At 58.4% G+C, this 17,218-nt stretch carries 16 protein-coding genes; 11 read left to right on the plus strand and 5 right to left on the minus strand.

Going from position 1 to position 17,218, the window contains the following annotated elements; genetic code table 11:
- Positions 1 to 94: 94 nt before the first annotated feature.
- Genes Q7F15_RS05705 through Q7F15_RS05715 form a run of 3 tightly spaced genes read right to left on the minus strand, consistent with a single transcriptional unit; the run spans position 95 to position 3,813 of the window.
- Complete coding sequence (locus Q7F15_RS05705; protein ID WP_212132750.1) at positions 95 to 1,531, minus strand: hypothetical protein; 1,437 nt, start codon at positions 1,529 to 1,531, stop codon at positions 95 to 97.
- Positions 1,512 to 2,081: an RNA polymerase sigma factor gene (locus Q7F15_RS05710; protein WP_171567061.1), complete on the minus strand. Its 570-nt coding sequence runs from the start codon at positions 2,079 to 2,081 to the stop codon at positions 1,512 to 1,514. Before Q7F15_RS05710 ends, Q7F15_RS05705 begins: the two co-directional genes overlap by 20 nt.
- 52 nt (positions 2,082 to 2,133) lie before the next feature.
- Positions 2,134 to 3,813 carry a DNA repair helicase XPB gene (locus tag Q7F15_RS05715; RefSeq protein WP_230077243.1) on the minus strand — a complete coding sequence of 560 codons (1,680 nt, stop codon included), beginning with the start codon at positions 3,811 to 3,813 and terminating at the stop codon, positions 2,134 to 2,136.
- Between the two features lie 182 nt (positions 3,814 to 3,995).
- Between Q7F15_RS05715 and Q7F15_RS05720 the strand changes: the two genes are divergently transcribed.
- The 5 genes from Q7F15_RS05720 (at position 3,996) to Q7F15_RS05740 (ending at position 9,268) form a co-directional block, all read left to right on the plus strand.
- Positions 3,996 to 5,309, plus strand: coding sequence for a hemolysin family protein (locus Q7F15_RS05720; protein WP_171567057.1), 1,314 nt, complete (start codon positions 3,996 to 3,998; stop codon positions 5,307 to 5,309).
- Positions 5,310 to 5,397: 88 nt separating this feature from the next.
- Positions 5,398 to 6,405, plus strand: a complete 1,008-nt coding sequence (locus tag Q7F15_RS05725; RefSeq protein WP_171567055.1) for an ABC transporter substrate-binding protein — start codon at positions 5,398 to 5,400, stop codon at positions 6,403 to 6,405.
- 90 nt (positions 6,406 to 6,495) lie between these two features.
- Complete coding sequence (locus Q7F15_RS05730) at positions 6,496 to 7,527, plus strand: ABC transporter substrate-binding protein (protein WP_171567053.1); 1,032 nt, start codon at positions 6,496 to 6,498, stop codon at positions 7,525 to 7,527.
- Between the two features lie 21 nt (positions 7,528 to 7,548).
- On the plus strand, positions 7,549 to 8,481 hold the full coding sequence (locus Q7F15_RS05735) for an ABC transporter permease (RefSeq protein ID WP_171567052.1): 933 nt from the start codon (positions 7,549 to 7,551) through the stop codon (positions 8,479 to 8,481).
- Entirely contained in the window at positions 8,474 to 9,268 is a 795-nt protein-coding gene (locus tag Q7F15_RS05740) for an ABC transporter ATP-binding protein (protein ID WP_171567050.1), read from the plus strand. Before Q7F15_RS05735 ends, Q7F15_RS05740 begins: the two co-directional genes overlap by 8 nt.
- Before the next feature lie 10 nt (positions 9,269 to 9,278).
- On the opposite strand, the gene Q7F15_RS05745 is transcribed toward Q7F15_RS05740, so the two are convergent.
- Complete coding sequence (locus Q7F15_RS05745) at positions 9,279 to 10,514, minus strand: MDR family MFS transporter (RefSeq protein ID WP_304415221.1); 1,236 nt, start codon at positions 10,512 to 10,514, stop codon at positions 9,279 to 9,281.
- Between the two features lie 124 nt (positions 10,515 to 10,638).
- Between Q7F15_RS05745 and Q7F15_RS05750 the strand changes: the two genes are divergently transcribed.
- The 6 genes from Q7F15_RS05750 to Q7F15_RS05775 all read left to right on the plus strand — a co-directional run bounded on the left by Q7F15_RS05750 (position 10,639) and on the right by Q7F15_RS05775 (position 16,573).
- On the plus strand, positions 10,639 to 12,444 hold the full coding sequence (locus Q7F15_RS05750) for an SgrR family transcriptional regulator (RefSeq protein ID WP_304415222.1): 1,806 nt from the start codon (positions 10,639 to 10,641) through the stop codon (positions 12,442 to 12,444).
- 116 nt (positions 12,445 to 12,560) lie between these two features.
- Positions 12,561 to 12,986, plus strand: coding sequence for a tellurite resistance TerB family protein (locus Q7F15_RS05755; RefSeq protein ID WP_171567045.1), 426 nt, complete (start codon positions 12,561 to 12,563; stop codon positions 12,984 to 12,986).
- 204 nt (positions 12,987 to 13,190) lie between these two features.
- A complete protein-coding gene (gene surE, locus Q7F15_RS05760; RefSeq protein WP_304415223.1) occupies positions 13,191 to 13,991 on the plus strand; it encodes a 5'/3'-nucleotidase SurE in 801 nt (266 codons plus the stop codon).
- Complete coding sequence (locus Q7F15_RS05765; RefSeq protein WP_304415224.1) at positions 13,988 to 15,037, plus strand: hypothetical protein; 1,050 nt, start codon at positions 13,988 to 13,990, stop codon at positions 15,035 to 15,037. Before surE ends, Q7F15_RS05765 begins: the two co-directional genes overlap by 4 nt.
- Before the next feature lie 264 nt (positions 15,038 to 15,301).
- Positions 15,302 to 15,712 (plus strand): hypothetical protein, encoded by a 411-nt coding sequence (locus Q7F15_RS05770; protein ID WP_304415225.1) that lies wholly within the window; start codon positions 15,302 to 15,304, stop codon positions 15,710 to 15,712.
- A 192-nt stretch (positions 15,713 to 15,904) separates the two neighbouring features.
- Positions 15,905 to 16,573 carry a hypothetical protein gene (locus Q7F15_RS05775; RefSeq protein WP_171567039.1) on the plus strand — a complete coding sequence of 223 codons (669 nt, stop codon included), beginning with the start codon at positions 15,905 to 15,907 and terminating at the stop codon, positions 16,571 to 16,573.
- Positions 16,574 to 16,717: 144 nt separating this feature from the next.
- On the opposite strand, the gene Q7F15_RS05780 is transcribed toward Q7F15_RS05775, so the two are convergent.
- On the minus strand, positions 16,718 to 17,197 hold the full coding sequence (locus Q7F15_RS05780) for a chemotaxis protein CheW (protein WP_171567037.1): 480 nt from the start codon (positions 17,195 to 17,197) through the stop codon (positions 16,718 to 16,720).
- Positions 17,198 to 17,218 lie beyond the last annotated feature (21 nt).

Genomic DNA, 17,218 nt, shown 5'->3' on the forward strand with positions numbered 1-17,218 from the left:
TTGACCGGTGTGGACGGAAACCAAAAGGGACACTGCTTTTTCGAGGAAGCAGTGTCCCTTTTTTGGTGCTGGGCAGTTTTGATCGGAAGCGGGATTATTTCCACGTCAGCTGCTTGGACATTTCGACCAGTTGGTCCAGTCGGATGCCCCGGGCGGTCATTACGACGTAGAGCGATTGGTTTTCCGTCTGCGCGTTGAAGTGGACGGCGTGCTCGGCAGCCGCTTCGCCTGACGAATCCGGCAGGTCGAATGAGACGGCGATGGCCTGTTCGCCGTTGACCGTGTACAGCTGTGTGGCCGTAAAGGTGCCGGGGATGGACAAGCTGCGCTTCCCTTTTGCGTTGGGCACCACGTCCACCTTGATCCACTCCTTGCTGCGTTGGTAATGGCAGGAGAGGCGAACCACCTTATGGCTGGTCGGTGATTCGTACTGGACGGTGACTGCCTGCAGGGTCATGCCGTCAGGCGGCTGGTTCAGCACGGGTACAGGCACGTCGGATGAACGGATGGCCGTCTCCAGATCAGTGAACGCGGAGAGCGTAATTTCCTGTTTGGCCTGATCGGTTGCGGGCGGACCGGCTACGGGCGGTACGCTTTCGATTGACGGGTCAGGTGCGGCATCATTGCTGAACATGTTGACGCCCCATTCGTTCTCCGTCTTTTGAATGGCGGATTGACCGTCTGTCGGTTTAATTGCATCCGTCTGTTTCGACGGCGTGTCCTCATGTTTGACATGGTCGTTGGCGGATTTTCCGTTGGCGTTGCGAGCGGCGATGATCGTTCGTTTATGCAGGGGTTGCCCCGATTCGTTGACTGTATCGAACGCCTGTGTCCGCGACGTCTGAGGGGGTTGGGCCTTCTCCGCGGTCTTTGCTCCCGACCCGGCGTGCGGTTCCTGCGCCTGACTTGCAGCAGATTTGGGCTGATTGGTTCCGCTGTCGTTCATCGCCAGTGCGGCCGGCTGCACCGTGGTCCCGTCCGGTGACGTCTGCCCGTCTGGTTGTTTTGCGGCAATGTCTGGATAGCCATACCCGGCGGCCGGGCTTGCTACGGGCGTGTCAGGCGAAAGCAGGATGGACGGAGCGTCGGCAATTTGTCTGTCTTTCTGTTCCATATCGGCTTTGCTCTCGTGGTGCATGGCGTTTTCCGTGGCGCCATCTTGCCCTGCCAGTTGGAACTGCTGGTAGCCGGCCACCCCGACCGCGAGCAGGATGGCGGCTGCGCCCACCCACGACAGTGAAGGGAGGTAAGACGTCCAGCGGCGGAATTTCGCCTGTTTGGGTGACGGCGTGACGGATGCCGACGCGGCGTGAGGAGGAGCGCTTTGGCCGGCGGTTTGATAGATCGCATGCATGATTTTCTCTTCCAAATCGGCCATCGGTTGAGGAACTTCTTTCAAGAATTGCACCTCCTCGCCGCTAGTCAATTGGGCTTCCATCCAGGCGATACACTCATCGCACGTCTCGATATGGGAAAGCGTTTCGATGTCCGGCTCGTATGCCCATGCTTTTCTAAATTCCTGGCAGTTCATGCACGAGCCCCCCTTCCTTGCGAGTAAGCAGTTTGGCCAGTTCTTGGCGAGCGCGCAGATAGCGGACACGGGCCGTTGACTCGGCGATGCCGAGCAGCGACGCAATTTTTTCAAACGGATATTCGTGCGTGCAGCGCAGCACGATTACTTCCCGATACGATTCGGACAACATCGAAAATGCTTTCTCAATCTCCCGGCGGCGCTCCTTGTTCAAGAGGGAGTCCTGCGGTGATTCGTCGCTCGCCTGGGAGGGGACGTACGCCAGTTGTTCGTCGGATTCGTGAAACTTGCGCCGGCGCAGGAAGTCGATGGTCTTGTTTCGCGCCAGCGTATACAGCCAGGAGGAAAACTGGCTGTCCCCACGAAAGCTGGAGAGTTTTTCATACGCTTTGACGAAGACTTCCTGGGTCAAATCTTCCGCATCGGAGCGGTTGTTTACCATTTTGTAGATAAACACGTAAATCATGTGCTGATACCGCTGAATCAGCTCGCGGTACGCTTCGATGTCGCCTTGCAGAATCCGCTGAATGATTTCGGCGTCGGATTGCATTGAATCTCCGGCCTCCCTTCCTCTATGAGACGCTGGTATCGATCCGAATGTTTCAATCCAGCGCATCCATTTCTATCACGTCGTAGTGGTATCCCTGTTCCACCAGAAACAATTGCCGGTGAAGCGCAAATTCCTGTTCGCGTGTGTCCCGAGTGACCAGCGTGTAAAAATAGGCGGCGTTGTCGCGCTCTTTGGGACGCAGAATGCGGCCGAGCCGCTGCGCTTCTTCCTGGCGCGAGCCGAATGTGCCGGATATCTGGATGGCAACATTGGCATCCGGCAGGTCGACGGCAAAGTTGGCCACCTTGGAGACGGCGAGCCGGGTAATCTCGCCGCGCTTGAACTGGCGGTACAGCGCCTCCCGTTCCTTTTCCGGCACCTTGCCCGTAATCAGCGGGAGGTTCAGCGCTTCGGCAAGCTGCTGGAGCTGTCCCACGTACTGGCCGATGATCAGGACGCGGTCGTCGGCGTGACGCTCCAGCAGATGGCGCACGACCTGGAGCTTGCGCGGATTCTCCGCCGCGATCCGGAATTTTTGCCGCGCGTTGGCCCGGGCGTAAGCCTCCCGTCCGTTCGCTTCAAACGGCAGCCGAATTTCCTGGCAGCGCGCTTCCGCAATCCAGCCTTGTTCCTCCAGGGCTTTCCACGGCATTTCGTACTTTTTCGGCCCGATCAGGGTAAACACGTCTTCTTCCCGGCCGTCCTCCCGCACCAGTGTGGCCGTCAGTCCGAGCCGGCGCGTCGCCTGAATCCCGGAGGTGACGCGGAAGACGGGAGCGGGCAGCAGGTGCACTTCGTCGTAGATCACCAAGCCCCATTCCCGTTCTGAGAACAGGCGCATGTGGGGATACGAATCGTCCGCTTTTGAACGGTATGTCAGGATCTGATAGGTGGCTACGGTAATCGGTTTGACCTCTTTCCGTTCGCCTGTGTATTCACCGATCTGTGAGGGATCGAGGTCAGTCTTGTCGATCAGCTCGGCGATCCACTGCCGGACCGATGTGGTGTTGGTCGTCAGGATCAATGTGGCCGTCTGGAGCTGGCAGATCGCTCCCAGGCCGATGATCGTCTTGCCCGCGCCGCACGGCAGCACCAGCACGCCGCTGCCGCCAGTGGCAGCACCGGCGGCGTGGAAGGCATCCACCGCCTCCTGCTGGTACGGCCGCAGCGCAAACGGCCGGCCGCTGGCGGTCACTTCCCGCAGCGCGACGGGACAGGCTTCTCCGGATGTATAGCCGGCCACGTCCTGGACGGGGTAGCCGAGCCGGATCAGCTCCTGTTTGATCAGCCCGCGGGCGTATGGTTTGACGCGCCAGACGGCCGGATTCACCTGTCCTTCCAGCAGGCTGCTCACCGCCTTGTACCCGGTCAGCTCAGCCAGCAGGGGCACATCGTCGCCGGTCAACAGCAGGTGATCGCCGTCTTTTTCCAAGCGAATCAGGCCGTACCGTCCCATCGTTTCGGCGATTTCCCGGACGATGGACGGCGGAACTCCGTATTTACTATACGTGCTCAAGACGCCGGTTACCTGCTCCGCCGTCAGGCCCCCTGCTGCTGCGTTCCACAGGGAGAGCGGGGTAATCCGGTATGTGTGTATGTACTCCGGGCTTTTGATCAGTTCGGCAAAGCCGGACAGCGCCTGCCGGACTTCCGCAAACAGCGGATGCTGCGCTTCCAGCAGGATGGTGCGATCGCTTTGCACGATCAGCGGCAACTCGGGACGGTACGACACATTCTTCACCTCTGCGGCTTTGTGGTCTCCATGTTCATACAGTCAATCGTATCACAATCGGAAGGCGAATGAAAAACGGGTTTGCCGCCGTCGCGCTGCCGCGCTTTTGACAGGAACGGGCAACATTTGGCCGCCCGTGGGTTACACTAACGCAAGAAAACGGGCAAAGGAGTAGGGACGGCATGGCGATATGGAGTGCCTTTTTCAATCTGGTCCTGGTCGCATTTCTCGTCTTTCTCAACGGCTTTTTCGTGGCGACCGAATTTGCCATCGTGAAGGTGAGGGAATCGCGCATCGCCCAACTGGTAGCGGAAGGAAACAGGCGGGCGGGCGACGTCGAACTGGTGCTGGACAACCTGGATGCCTACCTGTCCGCCACCCAGCTGGGGATCACGCTGGCGTCGCTCGGACTGGGCTGGCTGGGGGAACCGGCCGTCGCCCATCTGCTCCACCCTGTCTTCCGCTACTTTGGGCTGAACGAGACGCTGGTCGGCAGCATCTCCTTTATCGTCGCGTTCTCCATCATTACTTTTTTGCACATCGTGCTGGGCGAGCTGGCGCCAAAATCGCTGGCCATCCAGCGCTCCGAGAAGGTCTCGATGTTCGTGGCCCGTCCCATCCGGATGTTTTACAAGCTGATGTACCCGTTTATCGCCTTTCTCAACTGGGCGGCGGCCAAGATTCTCAGGATGCTCGGCATTAGCATGGAACCGCATCAGGAAGCGCACACGGAAGAAGAAATCCGCATCCTTGTCAACGAGAGCCACAAAAGCGGCCTGATCGACCAGACCGAGCTGATGCTGGTGGACAATATCTTTGATTTTTCGGAGACAATGGCCCGGGAGATCATGGTGCCGCGCACGGACATGGTGGTGCTCAACCTGCGCGACCCGTTAGAAGATAACATCAAGGTCGTGCAAAACGGCCGCTTTACCCGCTACCCGGTGGTGGACGGGGACAAGGACCACGTGGTCGGCAGTTTGCATATCAAGGATTTGTTGACCAGCCTGCTGGAAGGGGAGCAAAAAAGCCTGGAGCAGTTGAGCCGCCCAGTGCTGACCGTTCCGGAGACGATATCCATCAGCCGGCTTTTGACCATGCTGCAAAAACAGCGCAGCCAGATGGCGATTATCATCGACGAGTACGGCGGAACGGCAGGTCTGGTTACAGTGGAAGACATAATGGAAGAAATTGTCGGCGACATTCAGGATGAATTTGACGACGAGCGGCCGGAAATCGAGCGGAAAGACGACCTGCTGTCGCTGGACGGCCGCATGCTGCTGGAAGAGGTAAACGACTACCTCGGGCTTGATCTGGACGACAGTGAGGTGGACACGCTGGCCGGCTGGATCTACATGCAGATCGACCATCCGCCGCGCGTGGGCGACGTGGTCAGAGACGGCGGCTACGAATTCATCGTCGGCGAGGTGGACCATTACCGAATCACCCGTGTATGGGTAAAAAGAGGAACGAAGGAAGCGGGGCAACAAGCGTAAAACATCTTTTCAACGCCGCAAAGTATGCTATAATGGAACACAAGTTTTTCTGTTATTGCAGAGTGAGAGCTTAGAGGAGGAAGAACAGATGAGACGAGCTGTACATGCTGTACTGGCCGCATGTCTGTCGATTGCACTGACGGCGTGTGGCAACCAATCCGGCCAACAGACGGACGCAACCGCGACCGCTGCCAACGGCCAGCAAATGGTGAAGCTGGGGCTGACCCAATTCGTGGAACACCCGGCGCTGGATGCGATCCGCCAGGGAATTGTAGACGGATTGAAAGCAGCCGGATATGAAGAAGGCAAAAACGTGGAGCTGGATTATCAAAACGCCCACGGTGACATGAACAACACGGTCTCGATTGCACAAAAATTCGCCGGCGACGGAAAGGACCTGGTCGTGGCCATCGCCACGCCATCCGCTCAGGCAGCAGCCAAGGCGATTACGGATAAGCCCGTGATCTTCAGTTCCGTGACGGACCCGCTGTCCGCCCAACTGGTCAGCAACCTGGAGAAGCCGGACAAAAACGTGACCGGCACCTCTGACAAGGTGTCGATGGAGCAGCAGCTGGAGCTGGTCAAACGCTTCCTGCCAAACCTGAAAAAGCTGGGCGTCATCTACACCACGTCGGAAGTGAATTCCGAGGTGCAGGTGAAGGAACTGGAAGAAGCGGCGAAAAAACAAGGGGTCGAGGTCGTCAAGGCAGGCATCTCCCAGTTGTCCGAAGTGCAGCTCGCAGCCCAGGGACTGGCCGGCAAGACGGAGGCCATCTTCATTCCGATTGACAACACCGTGGTCTCTTCATTTGAAGCGGTGTTGGGCGCGGCGGAACAGCACAAGGTGCCGGTTTTCGCTTCCGACACGGATACGGTAAAACGTGGAGCCGTGGCCACCTACGGCATTGATTACTACCAGATCGGCAAGCAGACCGGAGAGATGGCCGTCCGCATTTTGAAGGGACAGAAAGTGGCCGACACGCCGGTGGAAGTGTCCAAACAGACCGAGCTGTACATCAACGAGACGGCAGCTGCCAACTTTGGCATTGCCATTCCCGATGAATTAAAACAGCAGGCGAAAGAAATCTTCAAGTAGAAAAAGAGAGCCTTGCTCTCTTTTTCTGTTTGAATTGTGTTTCCATCGTGGTAAAATGAAAAAAATTTTATAATTAGGGGGGTTTTTTACATGAGAAAGCAAAAGTATTGGCATGTCGTCCAGAAAATTCTGTGTCCTTTGCTACTTTTATCCGTTGCAGCGTGTGGGCAGCAAAGTGCTCCGGCGGACAGTCAGCCGGCCAACGATCCTGCCCAGGATACGAAGCAATTGAAGGTGGGCATCGTGCAGATCGTGGAGCATCCGGCACTTGATGCGGCGCGGGAAGGCTTCATTGCCAAGCTGGGGCAAAACGGCTACGAGAAAGACAAACAGGTCGTCTACGACATCAAGTCGGCCCAAGGTAACATGGATCAGGCTGTGCAGATCGCGCAGAAGTTTCAGGCGGACAACGTCGATCTGATCCTGGCCATCGCCACGCCGGCCGCTCAGGCAGCCGCTCAGGTGACCAAGGATATTCCAATTCTCTTCACCGCCGTGACCGATCCGGTGGCGGCTTCGCTGGTGCAAACAATGGAAAATCCGGGCGGCAATGTGACCGGCACGACGGACATGAACCCGGTGGAAGAGCAGTTGAAGCTGGTACAGGAGCTGAAGGCGGACGCCAAGACGGTCGGCATCATCTACAACTCCGGCGAGGTAAACTCCAAGGTACAGGTGGATGCAGCCAAAGCCGCAGCGGAAAAACTGGGCCTGACCATCCGTGAAGCAGCCATCACCAGCCCGACGGAAGTGAAGCAGGCAGCCGAATCGATGGTCGGCAAAGTGGACGCATTCTACATCCCGACCGACAACATGGTGGTCTCCTCCATCTCTGCGGTGATCGGAGTGGCGGAGTCGCAAAAAATCCCGGTGGTGGCCGGCGAGGAAAACTCCGTGAAGAGCGGCGCAATCGCTACCTATGGCATTGACTACAGCAAACTGGGCGAACAGACCGCCGACATGGCGGCCAAAATCCTCAAAGGGGAAGCTCAACCGGCCAGCATGCCTGTAGAGAAGCAGGCGGAGATGAAGCTGGTGCTGAACAAAAAAGCGGCGGAAAAAATGGGCGTACCCCTTCCGCAATCCCTGCTCGACCGGGCAGCTGAAGTGGTCGAGCAATAATCGCAGCAACAGGAGGACGCTATGAACCTGGCATATCTCGGAGCAATCGAACAGGGCTTGCTGTTTGCGATCATGGCCCTGGGCGTGTATCTGACCTTTCGCATCTTGAATTTTCCTGACCTGACCGTGGACGGCAGCTTTGCGCTGGGCGGTGCGCTGGCAGCCAAGCTGATCATTGACGGCACGAATCCGTTTCTCGCCACCCTGGCGGCCTTTGTCGCCGGCGCAGCGGCGGGAGTGTTTACGGGACTTTTGCACACCAAGGGGAAAATCAATGGACTCTTGGCCGGGATTTTGACGATGATCGCGCTGTACTCGATCAACCTGCGCATCATGGAGAAAGCCAACCTGCCGCTTCTTCGCGAGGAAACGCTTTACACGTTTGTCAAAAACCTCGGTGTCCCCAATGTGACCGTGGGCGGGGAGGTGCTGTTGACCGGTGTGGCAATTGTATTTTTCATTGGTATTCTGCTGCTGAAAGCACTGATTGATTGGTTCCTGCACACCGACCTTGGCCTCGATCTGAGGGCGACGGGCGACAATCCGAAGATGATCCGCAGTTTCGGCATCAACACCGACACGACCACGATCATCGGCCTGGCCTTGTCCAACGCGCTGGTGGCCGTCTCCGGCGCCTTGGTGGCGCAGTACCAGGGCTTTGCCGACGTGGGCATGGGGATCGGGATGATTGTGATCGGTCTGGCCTCCGTTATTGTCGGGGAAGTGTTGTTTGGCAGCTCCTCCATTGTCCGGGCGACCATTGCCGTCATCGGCGGCTCGCTCGTCTACCGGCTGGTGATTGCCCTGGCGCTGAACAAAGGGCTCAATCCGTCCGACATGAAGCTGATTACCGCGCTGATCGTGATCATCGCCCTGACGGTGCCGACGTTTGCCAAAGGCGTGTGGAAAAGACAAGGGTTCCGTGCGGTGAAAGGGGGGAACGGCGATGCTTAGGATTTCCGGCGTACGCAAAGTATTCAACGAGGGAACTGTCAACGAGAAGGTGGCGTTACGGGAAATCAACCTGCACGTCGCCCCCGGCGATTTTGTCACCGTAATCGGCAGCAACGGGGCCGGGAAATCGACGCTGATGAACATTATTTCCGGCGGATTGATTCCCGACAAGGGCACCGTGACGATTGACGGCAAGGACGTCACCCGGCTGGGTGAGCACCAGCGTGCCACCTTTGTCGGCCGCGTGTTCCAAGACCCGATGGCGGGCACGGCACCCAACATGACCATCGAGGAAAACCTGGCCATCGCCTACGGCCGCGGCCGGCGGCGTACACTGTCGTTTGGCGTTACCAACCGCAAGCGGGAGCTGTTCCGCGAGCACTTGAAACAGCTCGACCAGGGGCTGGAGAACCGTTTGAAGACCAAGGTGGGCTTCCTCTCCGGGGGCCAGCGCCAGGCGCTCAGCCTGTTAATGGCGACGTTTACGGAGCCGAAAATCCTGCTGTTGGACGAACACACGGCGGCCCTGGACCCGAAACGCGCACAGCTGATCGTCGAGCTGACCCGCAAGATCGTGGAGCAGCACCAGCTGACGACGATCATGGTCACGCATAACATGGAACAGGCGCTGAACATGGGCAACCGTCTCTTGATGATGCACGAGGGCAGCATCATTCTGGACATTCCGGAGGAGAAAAAACGGAAGATGAAGCCGCAGGACCTGCTGCAGGCGTTTGAAGCGGCGCGTGGCGAATCGTTCAGCGAAGACCGCTACCTGCTGTCGTAACGCGCACCGTTTACATGCTTGAGCCTTCCCGAAGTGACGGGGAGGCTTTTTCCATTCGCTGCAGGTACAGGTACTGGGCCAGGGCCCCGATGAGCAGCAGCACGGCCGAAGCGCCGAACAGCCATGCGCCGCCGAAATGTATCAGGACTAGACTGCCCAGATAAGGCCCCGCTGCGCGGGAGATGTCCCAGTGCAGCCCCGTTATGGCAAAATAGCGGCCGCGCATGGAGGGCGGCGCGATCCGTGCCACCAGCGTCAGCAGGTGATTGAGACCGACGCTTTCGCCGAGAATGAGCACGAGCTGGATGGCGAGCAGTACAGCCGCGCTGTCGGACTGGGCGTAGGCTGCGGAGACCGCGGCAAAGCAGACGTATGAACCGGTGATGAGGATTCGCGGGGACACGCGCTGCGTCCATTTGACCAGCCAAAATTCCAGGAAGATGGATGCGGCCGCTTTTGTGGAGGCCAGCATGGCCAGCAGTTCCAGATAATCGGTGAATGTATTCTTCAGATGCAGCTGCAGATTGGTTTCCGTTTGCGCGTAGAACAGGCTGATCGGCATGGCCAACAGCATCAGGTGCAGCGCGGGACGGATTGTGTGCCGGGCGGCGGGAGCAGGCAAGTCCCCAGCGAAGGCCGGTGATGGTGTGCGTGCCGACGACGACTCTTCTGGCGCAGACGCCGGTATCTTCCACCAGACGCACGCGGCGTAGAGGACCAGCGAAAACGCCGTCAATTGAAAGGCAAGGCTGGGGTCGCTTTGATAGATCAGCACGCCCACAAGCGGACCGGCCGCAGCGCCGATATAGCTGGCTGTATTCAACAGGGCGAACGCTTCCGACTGGAGCTTGTGAGGGACGGTATCAGCCAGGAGGGCGCGTGCCGCCGGGATGAAGAGGGAGCGGCCCGCACCGTTCACCATGTACAGGATGGCAAAGGCGGCAAGCGAGTGGGCAAACGCCATTCCCAGCATGGCCAGCGCCTGCAGGCCCAGAGCGACCAGCATGACGGATTTGCGTCCGTACCGGTCCGTCACACCCCCTGCGATTAGCGTCAGCGCGATTTCACTGGCGGGCTGCAGCCCGATCACCAGCATGGTCAGGGGAACGGAGCTGCCTGCCTGCTCGTTCAGGTACAAGATCAGAAAAGGGGTAATCATGCTGAGAGAGAGCTGCGTTACCAGTTCGCCGAAGAGCCGGACCCAGACCGTGGTCGGATAGCGGGTGAAAAGTGATGTTCGTTTCATGTTTATCCTGGTATCCTTTCGGTATCGGGATTGGGATTGTACCCGATTGTACGCCGGGGGGAACGAAAGAAAAAGCGTACAAAACGACACGTCGTTTTTTCATGTTTTGAGGCGGTGTATGATTATGATCCTGTTTGAACATTATCATCGGCTGTTTGCCGGCTGCCCGCAGGCGGCGATCGACAAGCCCATCACCCTCTCGCTGGCCTGTGCGGCTTCCATCTTGTGCTGCACCCCGCGCAATGCGGCGGCTACGGTAAAAAAGTTAGCGCAGCGGGGGTGGATTGTCTGGCAGCCCGGTAAGGGCAGGGGACATCAGTCCGTGCTGACGTTTCGCATTCATCCCGCTGACGCCGCGCTCTCTGTCGCCAGGGAACTGGTCCGTCAGGGAGAGATTCGCGGAGCACGCGTGTTTGTAGCCCGGTATCGGGAGGAGTTAGGCGAGCTGGAGGAAAGTTTTCAGCGCTGGATGAGCAGTCAGTTTGGCCTGCATGTCAGCAGGAGTCCGGGAAGCAGACAGGACGTGCTGCGGCTGTCCCAGGGCAGGCCGCTGCCCATGCTGGACCCCTCCCGCGTGCTGCTGCGTTCGGAAGCCCATCTGACCAAACATGTATTTGATACGCTTGTTCACTTTGATCCACAGCAAGGTCGTTTTGAACCCCGGCTTGCCTTGTACTGGGAGGCGAATCCCCAGGGAACGGAGTGGACGTTTATCCTGCGAAAAGGGGTCTGGTTTCACCACGGCAGAATGCTGGAGGCGGAGGATGTGCGGTATGCCCTGCTTCGCCTGCGGGACAAATCTCCCCTGCACCAATGGCTTGTCCGGTCGATCCGTGCGGTGGACGTGGTTGACGCGTACACACTGCGGATCAGGCTGCACCATCCGGACAGCCTGCTGCTGCACGCCTTGAGCAAGGAATTTGCTTCCATCGTCCCGTTTGACTACACGGAGCAGATGGGCGAGCAATTTGGCTGCATGCCATCGGGAACCGGGCCGTTTCGCGTGGTCCGCAATGACGACTCGATGCTGGTGCTGGAGGCGTTTGAGCCGTATTTTGGCGGCCGTCCGTTTACGGATCGGATCGAAATCTGGTGCGTCCCGGACATGACGGGCGAAACGGAAGCCGGATGGTCCGAAATCGTATTCGCCAACGTCCCGGGAAGGGAAAAACAGGATGATTCGCGGTCGACCTGGACGGAGGTGTCCCGCAGCGAGCGCTGCTTTCAGTACCTCGGGTGCAACATGATCAAGCCTGGGCCGGTTACGTCTGCTGCCTTTCGGTCGATCCTTGACCGTATCCTGGATCGCCGGCTGCTGCTGGAGGAACTGGGAGGATTACGGGAGCCGGCGGTCATCTGGGGAGAACAGGAGAGGCGCAAGGTACGAAGTTTCCCGCAGACGAGTGACGCCGAGATTTTGCGGCGCTTGCAGGCGAGCGGCTACAGGGAAGAACCCCTCCGGCTCGTCAGCTATCCTGACCAGGATCACGTCGAGGATGCGGAGTGGATTCGGATGCGCTGCGCCCGTTATGGCATCGATGTTCGGATTGTGTACGTCGAGCCGGAAGAGATGGCCCGACCCGAGACATTCAGGCATGCCGATCTCGTGCTGGACAGCGCCAACATCGACGAGCGGGAAGAACTGTCGCTTTTGGAATTTTTGCACGACCAGGCATTCAGTCCGTGTCACCACCTGCCGCCGGAAGCCGTCAGGGAAGTGACCGCCCGATCAGCGGAACTTGCGCGCACCTTCGATGAAAAAAAGCGGCGCCGGCAAATGCAGGCGATCGTGTCCTGGCTGCTTCGGCAGCGGGTGTTTTTGCCGCTGTACCGGAATCGCATCGAACTGCTTGCCCACCCCCGATGGTCAGGCCTTTCACTCAATGCGCACGGTTGGCCAGATTTTTCCCGCATGTTTGTCCGAGCGTGACAGAAAATGTCACATTTTTGTCTGAAACCGCTTACCCCTTTCGTCGTATAATTAGGCAAATACTGCTTCTCACATTTGCAGTGATATTGCAGTGAGTTTCGGGGGAGGAAAAACGATTGTACAGCAAAACCGAAAAGGACAAACAGATTTTGTTTGCGTCCATTCGCTTGATGATCTGCGTTGGCCATGCCGACGGATATATAGGCAATAAAGAATTGACCCGGATTCAGGAGATTGTCAATTCGGAGCATTTCACGCTGAAAGAGCGGCAGATTCTCATGGATGACATGGATTATCCCAAGCGGCCGGAGACAATCGTGGCTGACTTGATGGACCTGACGCGGGCGGAGAAGCTGATGCTGTTGCGCAAGCTGTACCGGATCGCGCTGATCGACCACAAGCTGTCGCAGGCGGAAACGAACGAGATTCGCCGCATCGCTCGCCTGCTGGGGATTCCCGAGGGAAAGATCGCCCAGGTGGAAGCGTGGATCGAAGAAGGCATCCGCTGGCGGGAGCGTTGGAAAAAGATCGTCGACGATTAGGCAGCAGGCGGCGCTCTGAAAGCGAACCGCGTGCAGCTGAAAAACGATGTGCGGACCTCACAGTGGATTGGGGTCCGTTTTTCATTTTTGGTACAATAAGGAGAAAAGCAGGCAGTGCCAATAAGCTCCCCTGCGGGCACTTTGATGTGGCTTGACGAGGAAGAATACTCGAGGTGGCGGCGCCACTACGAAGGAGGACACAACATGTTGCGGATATTGTTGACCAACGATGACGGAATTGAAGCGCAGGGCATCAGGCGGCTGGCGGAAGCGCTCCTCGATCTGAAGAATGCGGAGATTTACGTTGTGGCTCCGGCGGAAGAACGGAGCGGGGTAGGGCACGGCCTCACCTACCGCAGCGCGCTGGCTCCTGTCTCTCACCCCTTTTACGGTCTGCCGGTAAAGGCGTGGGCGATCAACGGCAACCCGGCCGACTGCGTCAAGGCGGCCTGCCATCTGCTGTTTGAAGACCGGCGCAGGCCGGACATCGTCTTTTCCGGCATCAATGTCGGTACCAACCTGGGCCGTGACATCTACTACTCGGGCACCTGCAGCGGGGCAAGGGAAGCGGTCATTCTCGGCGTTCCCGGCGTCGCTCTCTCCTACGACAACTGGTACGCCCAGGACGACTTCGGCCAGGTGGGCGAGCTGATTCGTCCGCTGCTGCACATGTTCTGCGAGCAGGCGGCCGAGAAGAAGCTGCCCGCCGACGTTTTCTTCAACATCAACATCCCCCATCTGCCTCCCGAACAGGTAAAAGGAATCGCGCCGGCAGCGCTCGCCCTGCACCACTACGAAGACAAGTTCGATCGGCAGGACGAGGGATACTGGCTGACACGGGAGTACCCGGATGGCCAGAAGCAGTCCGATGCAGATGACTACCATCTGGTCAAAAACGGCTATATAACGGTCACGCCGGTACATATCGACGCCACGGACCGCTCGCTGTTGGCCGACATGGCCGAGTGGCCGTTGCTGAAGCAGCGGGGTCAGGGCACATCATGACAAGACAGCCGTTTCGTCCGGAAGTCGTGCCCGATCCGTCGCTGAGGTCGCCGACAGCAGCCACGCAAGGGGAAGTGCTGGATGCGACCGTCTTTGCCGATTTGTACCGCCTGGCCGGCGAAGAAGGACTGCCCTACTTTGCCCGTCTCAACGCGGCCGGCGACGTGGAGCTGTACCTCGTGTTTGAGAGCGTCGACGCGTTCAGCGAAGCGACCCGGGACGCCGTCTCGGTGGAGTTCAAAACCTACCGCGACAAGCTGCTCGCAGTGATCTGGACTCTCCATGATCCGATCCAGCCGCTCGGATTCCCGCTCGCGTTTGACATCAAGCGGCCGGAGGAGCATCACATGGCCCTGCGCATGCTGGAACAGGAACAAACACTGCTGCATTACCTCTCCTACGAAGCAGGCCTGCTCACCCATATCTACACGGAAGCGATCACCTTTTCGCCGCAGGAGGCATCGCGGGCGAAAGCGATGATTCGCTCCCTGTACGAAGGGCGGACGGAAGACGTGCCCAGCGAAGCGGCCGTGCAGGAAGAAGCGGTGCAGACCATTTCTGCACTGGAACTGCCCGATCAGGTGCTGGAAGAGACGGGCGTCGCCTATCTGATCGACTACGCCCGCCTGCGCCAGAAGCACGGAGACGAAGGGGCCCAGCACCTGTTGATGAGTGCTGTCCAGCAAGCGGTCTGGGTCATGCGCCGCCACGCCCGCAGCGAGGTGCGCGAGACCGCCTTTACGGTGTGGGCTGCCGAGCAGGGAGAGATGCTCCGGCTGATCGTCACGCCTTCCTTGTCGCACGTGTTTGAGGTGGTGCACATGTCCGCCGACGAGGCCAACCCGTTTGCCCGGTTTCTCTTGGCGCTGCCGGAGTTTGTCCGTACCGAGGAGGCGGTTCCCCTTGAGTGGGGCGCCTATCCGCTGATTCGCATGGAAAACGGCCGGCTGTTTCACCTGGAACTGGACGAAGCCGTGCAGGAAAAGTTGCAGCACTTGTTCGCATCCCGCTGGCCTGCCGCTTCCAATCCGTACGAGCTGAGATAGGGAAAGCGAAACGCCCGTCCGTCACGGCCGTCAGTGAAGAGGCCTGTCCGATCGTTCAACACGCTTGTAAAGTGGTATGTTTGTCGTTTCGGGAAAATATGGGTAAAGTAGTCAGGTTTCCACAAAGGAAACGACAAGCGGCGCTGCGAAGTTAGAGGGACAGATATTCTGCCGGGAAGGGTGAGTAGGATGTACTCTGTTCAACCTTGCGTGTTTGAGGCGGTTTCGGAGTGCGCCCGCCGTTTTCAGGAGGAGGTCGCACAATTGGCCGAACGGTTTGCACTGCGCGTCGACGGCGGCTTCCCCGCGCTGGAGCTGCAGGTCCATCCGCATTTTCGGGCGATCCTGGAGTACACCTTGTGGGGAGATGCCGGCGTGGTCGTAATCCGCGGCAAGGTCGGAACGCAGACCGAGTCGCGGCCATGCAAGCCGATCGCGGTGACGATGAAATTTTCGCTGTCGCACGACCCGGAACTGGACATCGAAGCCAAGAAGCAGCGGATTGAAGAAATCCTTGCCGGTGAAACGGAATTGTCCTGGATTGTCCCGCCGGCTGGACACGTCGGCCATCTGGAGTTGACGCTTCGCTTTGAAAGCAAGCCGGGTTCCGGCTTGGTGGGCGACTACGCCCGCACGGTCCTGGGCATTGTGACCGGAAAGATGATGGCAGCATGATCAGTTCCGCTTGAGCTGCACCAATGGTCGAATTTTGCGGCCGGTCGTCGCCGCCCACACCGTTTTCCCCACCAGCGGGCAATAAAAGATCACGGCAAAAAACAAGCGGCTGATGAATAAACTGGTAGGGAGAACCATGGCTCACACCGATGTGCCCAAAAGGGGAGCCTGCCAGAAAGCGGTGGAAAACGGATGGGTGAGTTTACGACGGGGATTTTGTATCCGCGCAAATACGAACCGAAAGTGCTGACTGATCTGCCCAAATCGCGTCAGCCTTACTTCCACAGAAACGTCAATCACCAATGGAACGCCTTTTTCCTGCAGGACGAATGGCTGGAAACGCATCAAACCGTGCAGTTTCTCCTGCAGTTGTCCCGCCATTGCGTGCCGCTGCTCTGGTTTCACGACTCCGAAGAAAATGGATGGGGCTTTCGGCTGTTTGACGGCGGGTACGAGGTATCCTCGGCCACGATCAGCTATTCGCTGGACGTGGAGCTGGCGGAAGCGGAGTTTGGCCGATTGTATCCGCATGTGGATGTGGAGGAAGCCATCAGCGAAAACGACGACCTGCGGCAAAAGTACGAGGAGATCCTGGATCGCGTGGTGCGGTCCGACCAGTATCGACGGGAAGTGGGCAAAGGCATTACCCGGGTGCGTCCCCAGTGTTTCAGCAGGTTTGTCGGACCCAAGCAGGTGCAGCAGATTCGTTCGCTGTTTGACCTGCAGCTCCTGACCGAAGTGGACGAGGAGACCGGCTCCTCCATGCTGTACGACTCCGTCGATCTGTTCAAGGAAATTCTCGGGATCGAGGAGATGGTCTGGGTCAATTACTCGTATCTGGCCAGCGGCGGCCGGGAGTAGCGGAAAAGAGGGCCGATCGCTATTCGATCCGGGAACGAATCAACGTGTCCGTGGCAAGACGGCATCGTCTGTCCCAAAGCATTATGCATGCAAGCTAAACAACGCCCCTGTACGCTTTTTTCGTACCAGGGGCGTTGTTTGGTTTCAAGCCTTTTTCCACTGGGCAAAAATTTCGTCCGCGTCCAACAGCATGATCAGCTTGTCCTGCACGCGGGCAATGCCGCTTAAGTATTTGCCGTCGACTCCGGCTACGATCGGGGGAGCCGGTTCGATCACCTGCCGGGACAGGTAGATGACTTCCGACACGGCATCCACGACGATCCCCACATTCAGCCCTTCCAGCTGCAGGTCGATAAACCGGCTCTCTTCCGTCAGCGGCAGCGGCTCCAGACCGAACATCGTGCGCAGGTTGATGATTGGCAGAATCCGTCCCCTCAGATCAATCACGCCTTCCACGTACGGCGGCGACTTGGGGAAGCGGGTTACCGGCAGCGGCTTGATGATCTCCCGCACCAGCGAGATCGGCAGGCTGTAGGTTTCGTCCCCCATTTGAAACAAAATGGATTGGACGGAATCGCCTTCCGCTTTCCAGTCTGTACCGTCCACATGTTGCAACGTTTCCATCTCCCATGTCCCTCCTGCAAC

It is taken from the genome of Brevibacillus aydinogluensis, from assembly GCF_961514395.1.
GTDB lineage: Bacteria > Bacillota > Bacilli > Brevibacillales > Brevibacillaceae > Brevibacillus > Brevibacillus aydinogluensis.

Excerpts from the sequence above, each read along its gene's own strand:
- Q7F15_RS05745 (WP_304415221.1), bottom strand. The coding sequence starts at position 10,514 with ATGAAACGAACATCACTTTTCACCCGCTATCCGACCACGGTCTGGGTC.
- Q7F15_RS05730 (WP_171567053.1), top strand. The coding sequence starts at position 6,496 with ATGAGAAAGCAAAAGTATTGGCATGTCGTCCAGAAAATTCTGTGTCCT.
- surE (WP_304415223.1), top strand. The coding sequence starts at position 13,191 with ATGTTGCGGATATTGTTGACCAACGATGACGGAATTGAAGCGCAGGGC.
- Q7F15_RS05765 (WP_304415224.1), top strand. The coding sequence starts at position 13,988 with ATGACAAGACAGCCGTTTCGTCCGGAAGTCGTGCCCGATCCGTCGCTG.
- Q7F15_RS05735 (WP_171567052.1), top strand. The coding sequence starts at position 7,549 with ATGAACCTGGCATATCTCGGAGCAATCGAACAGGGCTTGCTGTTTGCG.
- Q7F15_RS05780 (WP_171567037.1), bottom strand. The coding sequence starts at position 17,197 with ATGGAAACGTTGCAACATGTGGACGGTACAGACTGGAAAGCGGAAGGC.
- Q7F15_RS05750 (WP_304415222.1), top strand. The coding sequence starts at position 10,639 with ATGATCCTGTTTGAACATTATCATCGGCTGTTTGCCGGCTGCCCGCAG.
- Q7F15_RS05705 (WP_212132750.1), bottom strand. The coding sequence starts at position 1,531 with ATGAACTGCCAGGAATTTAGAAAAGCATGGGCATACGAGCCGGACATC.
- Q7F15_RS05720 (WP_171567057.1), top strand. The coding sequence starts at position 3,996 with ATGGCGATATGGAGTGCCTTTTTCAATCTGGTCCTGGTCGCATTTCTC.
- Q7F15_RS05740 (WP_171567050.1), top strand. The coding sequence starts at position 8,474 with ATGCTTAGGATTTCCGGCGTACGCAAAGTATTCAACGAGGGAACTGTC.
- Q7F15_RS05725 (WP_171567055.1), top strand. The coding sequence starts at position 5,398 with ATGAGACGAGCTGTACATGCTGTACTGGCCGCATGTCTGTCGATTGCA.
- Q7F15_RS05775 (WP_171567039.1), top strand. The coding sequence starts at position 15,905 with ATGGGTGAGTTTACGACGGGGATTTTGTATCCGCGCAAATACGAACCG.
- Q7F15_RS05710 (WP_171567061.1), bottom strand. The coding sequence starts at position 2,081 with ATGCAATCCGACGCCGAAATCATTCAGCGGATTCTGCAAGGCGACATC.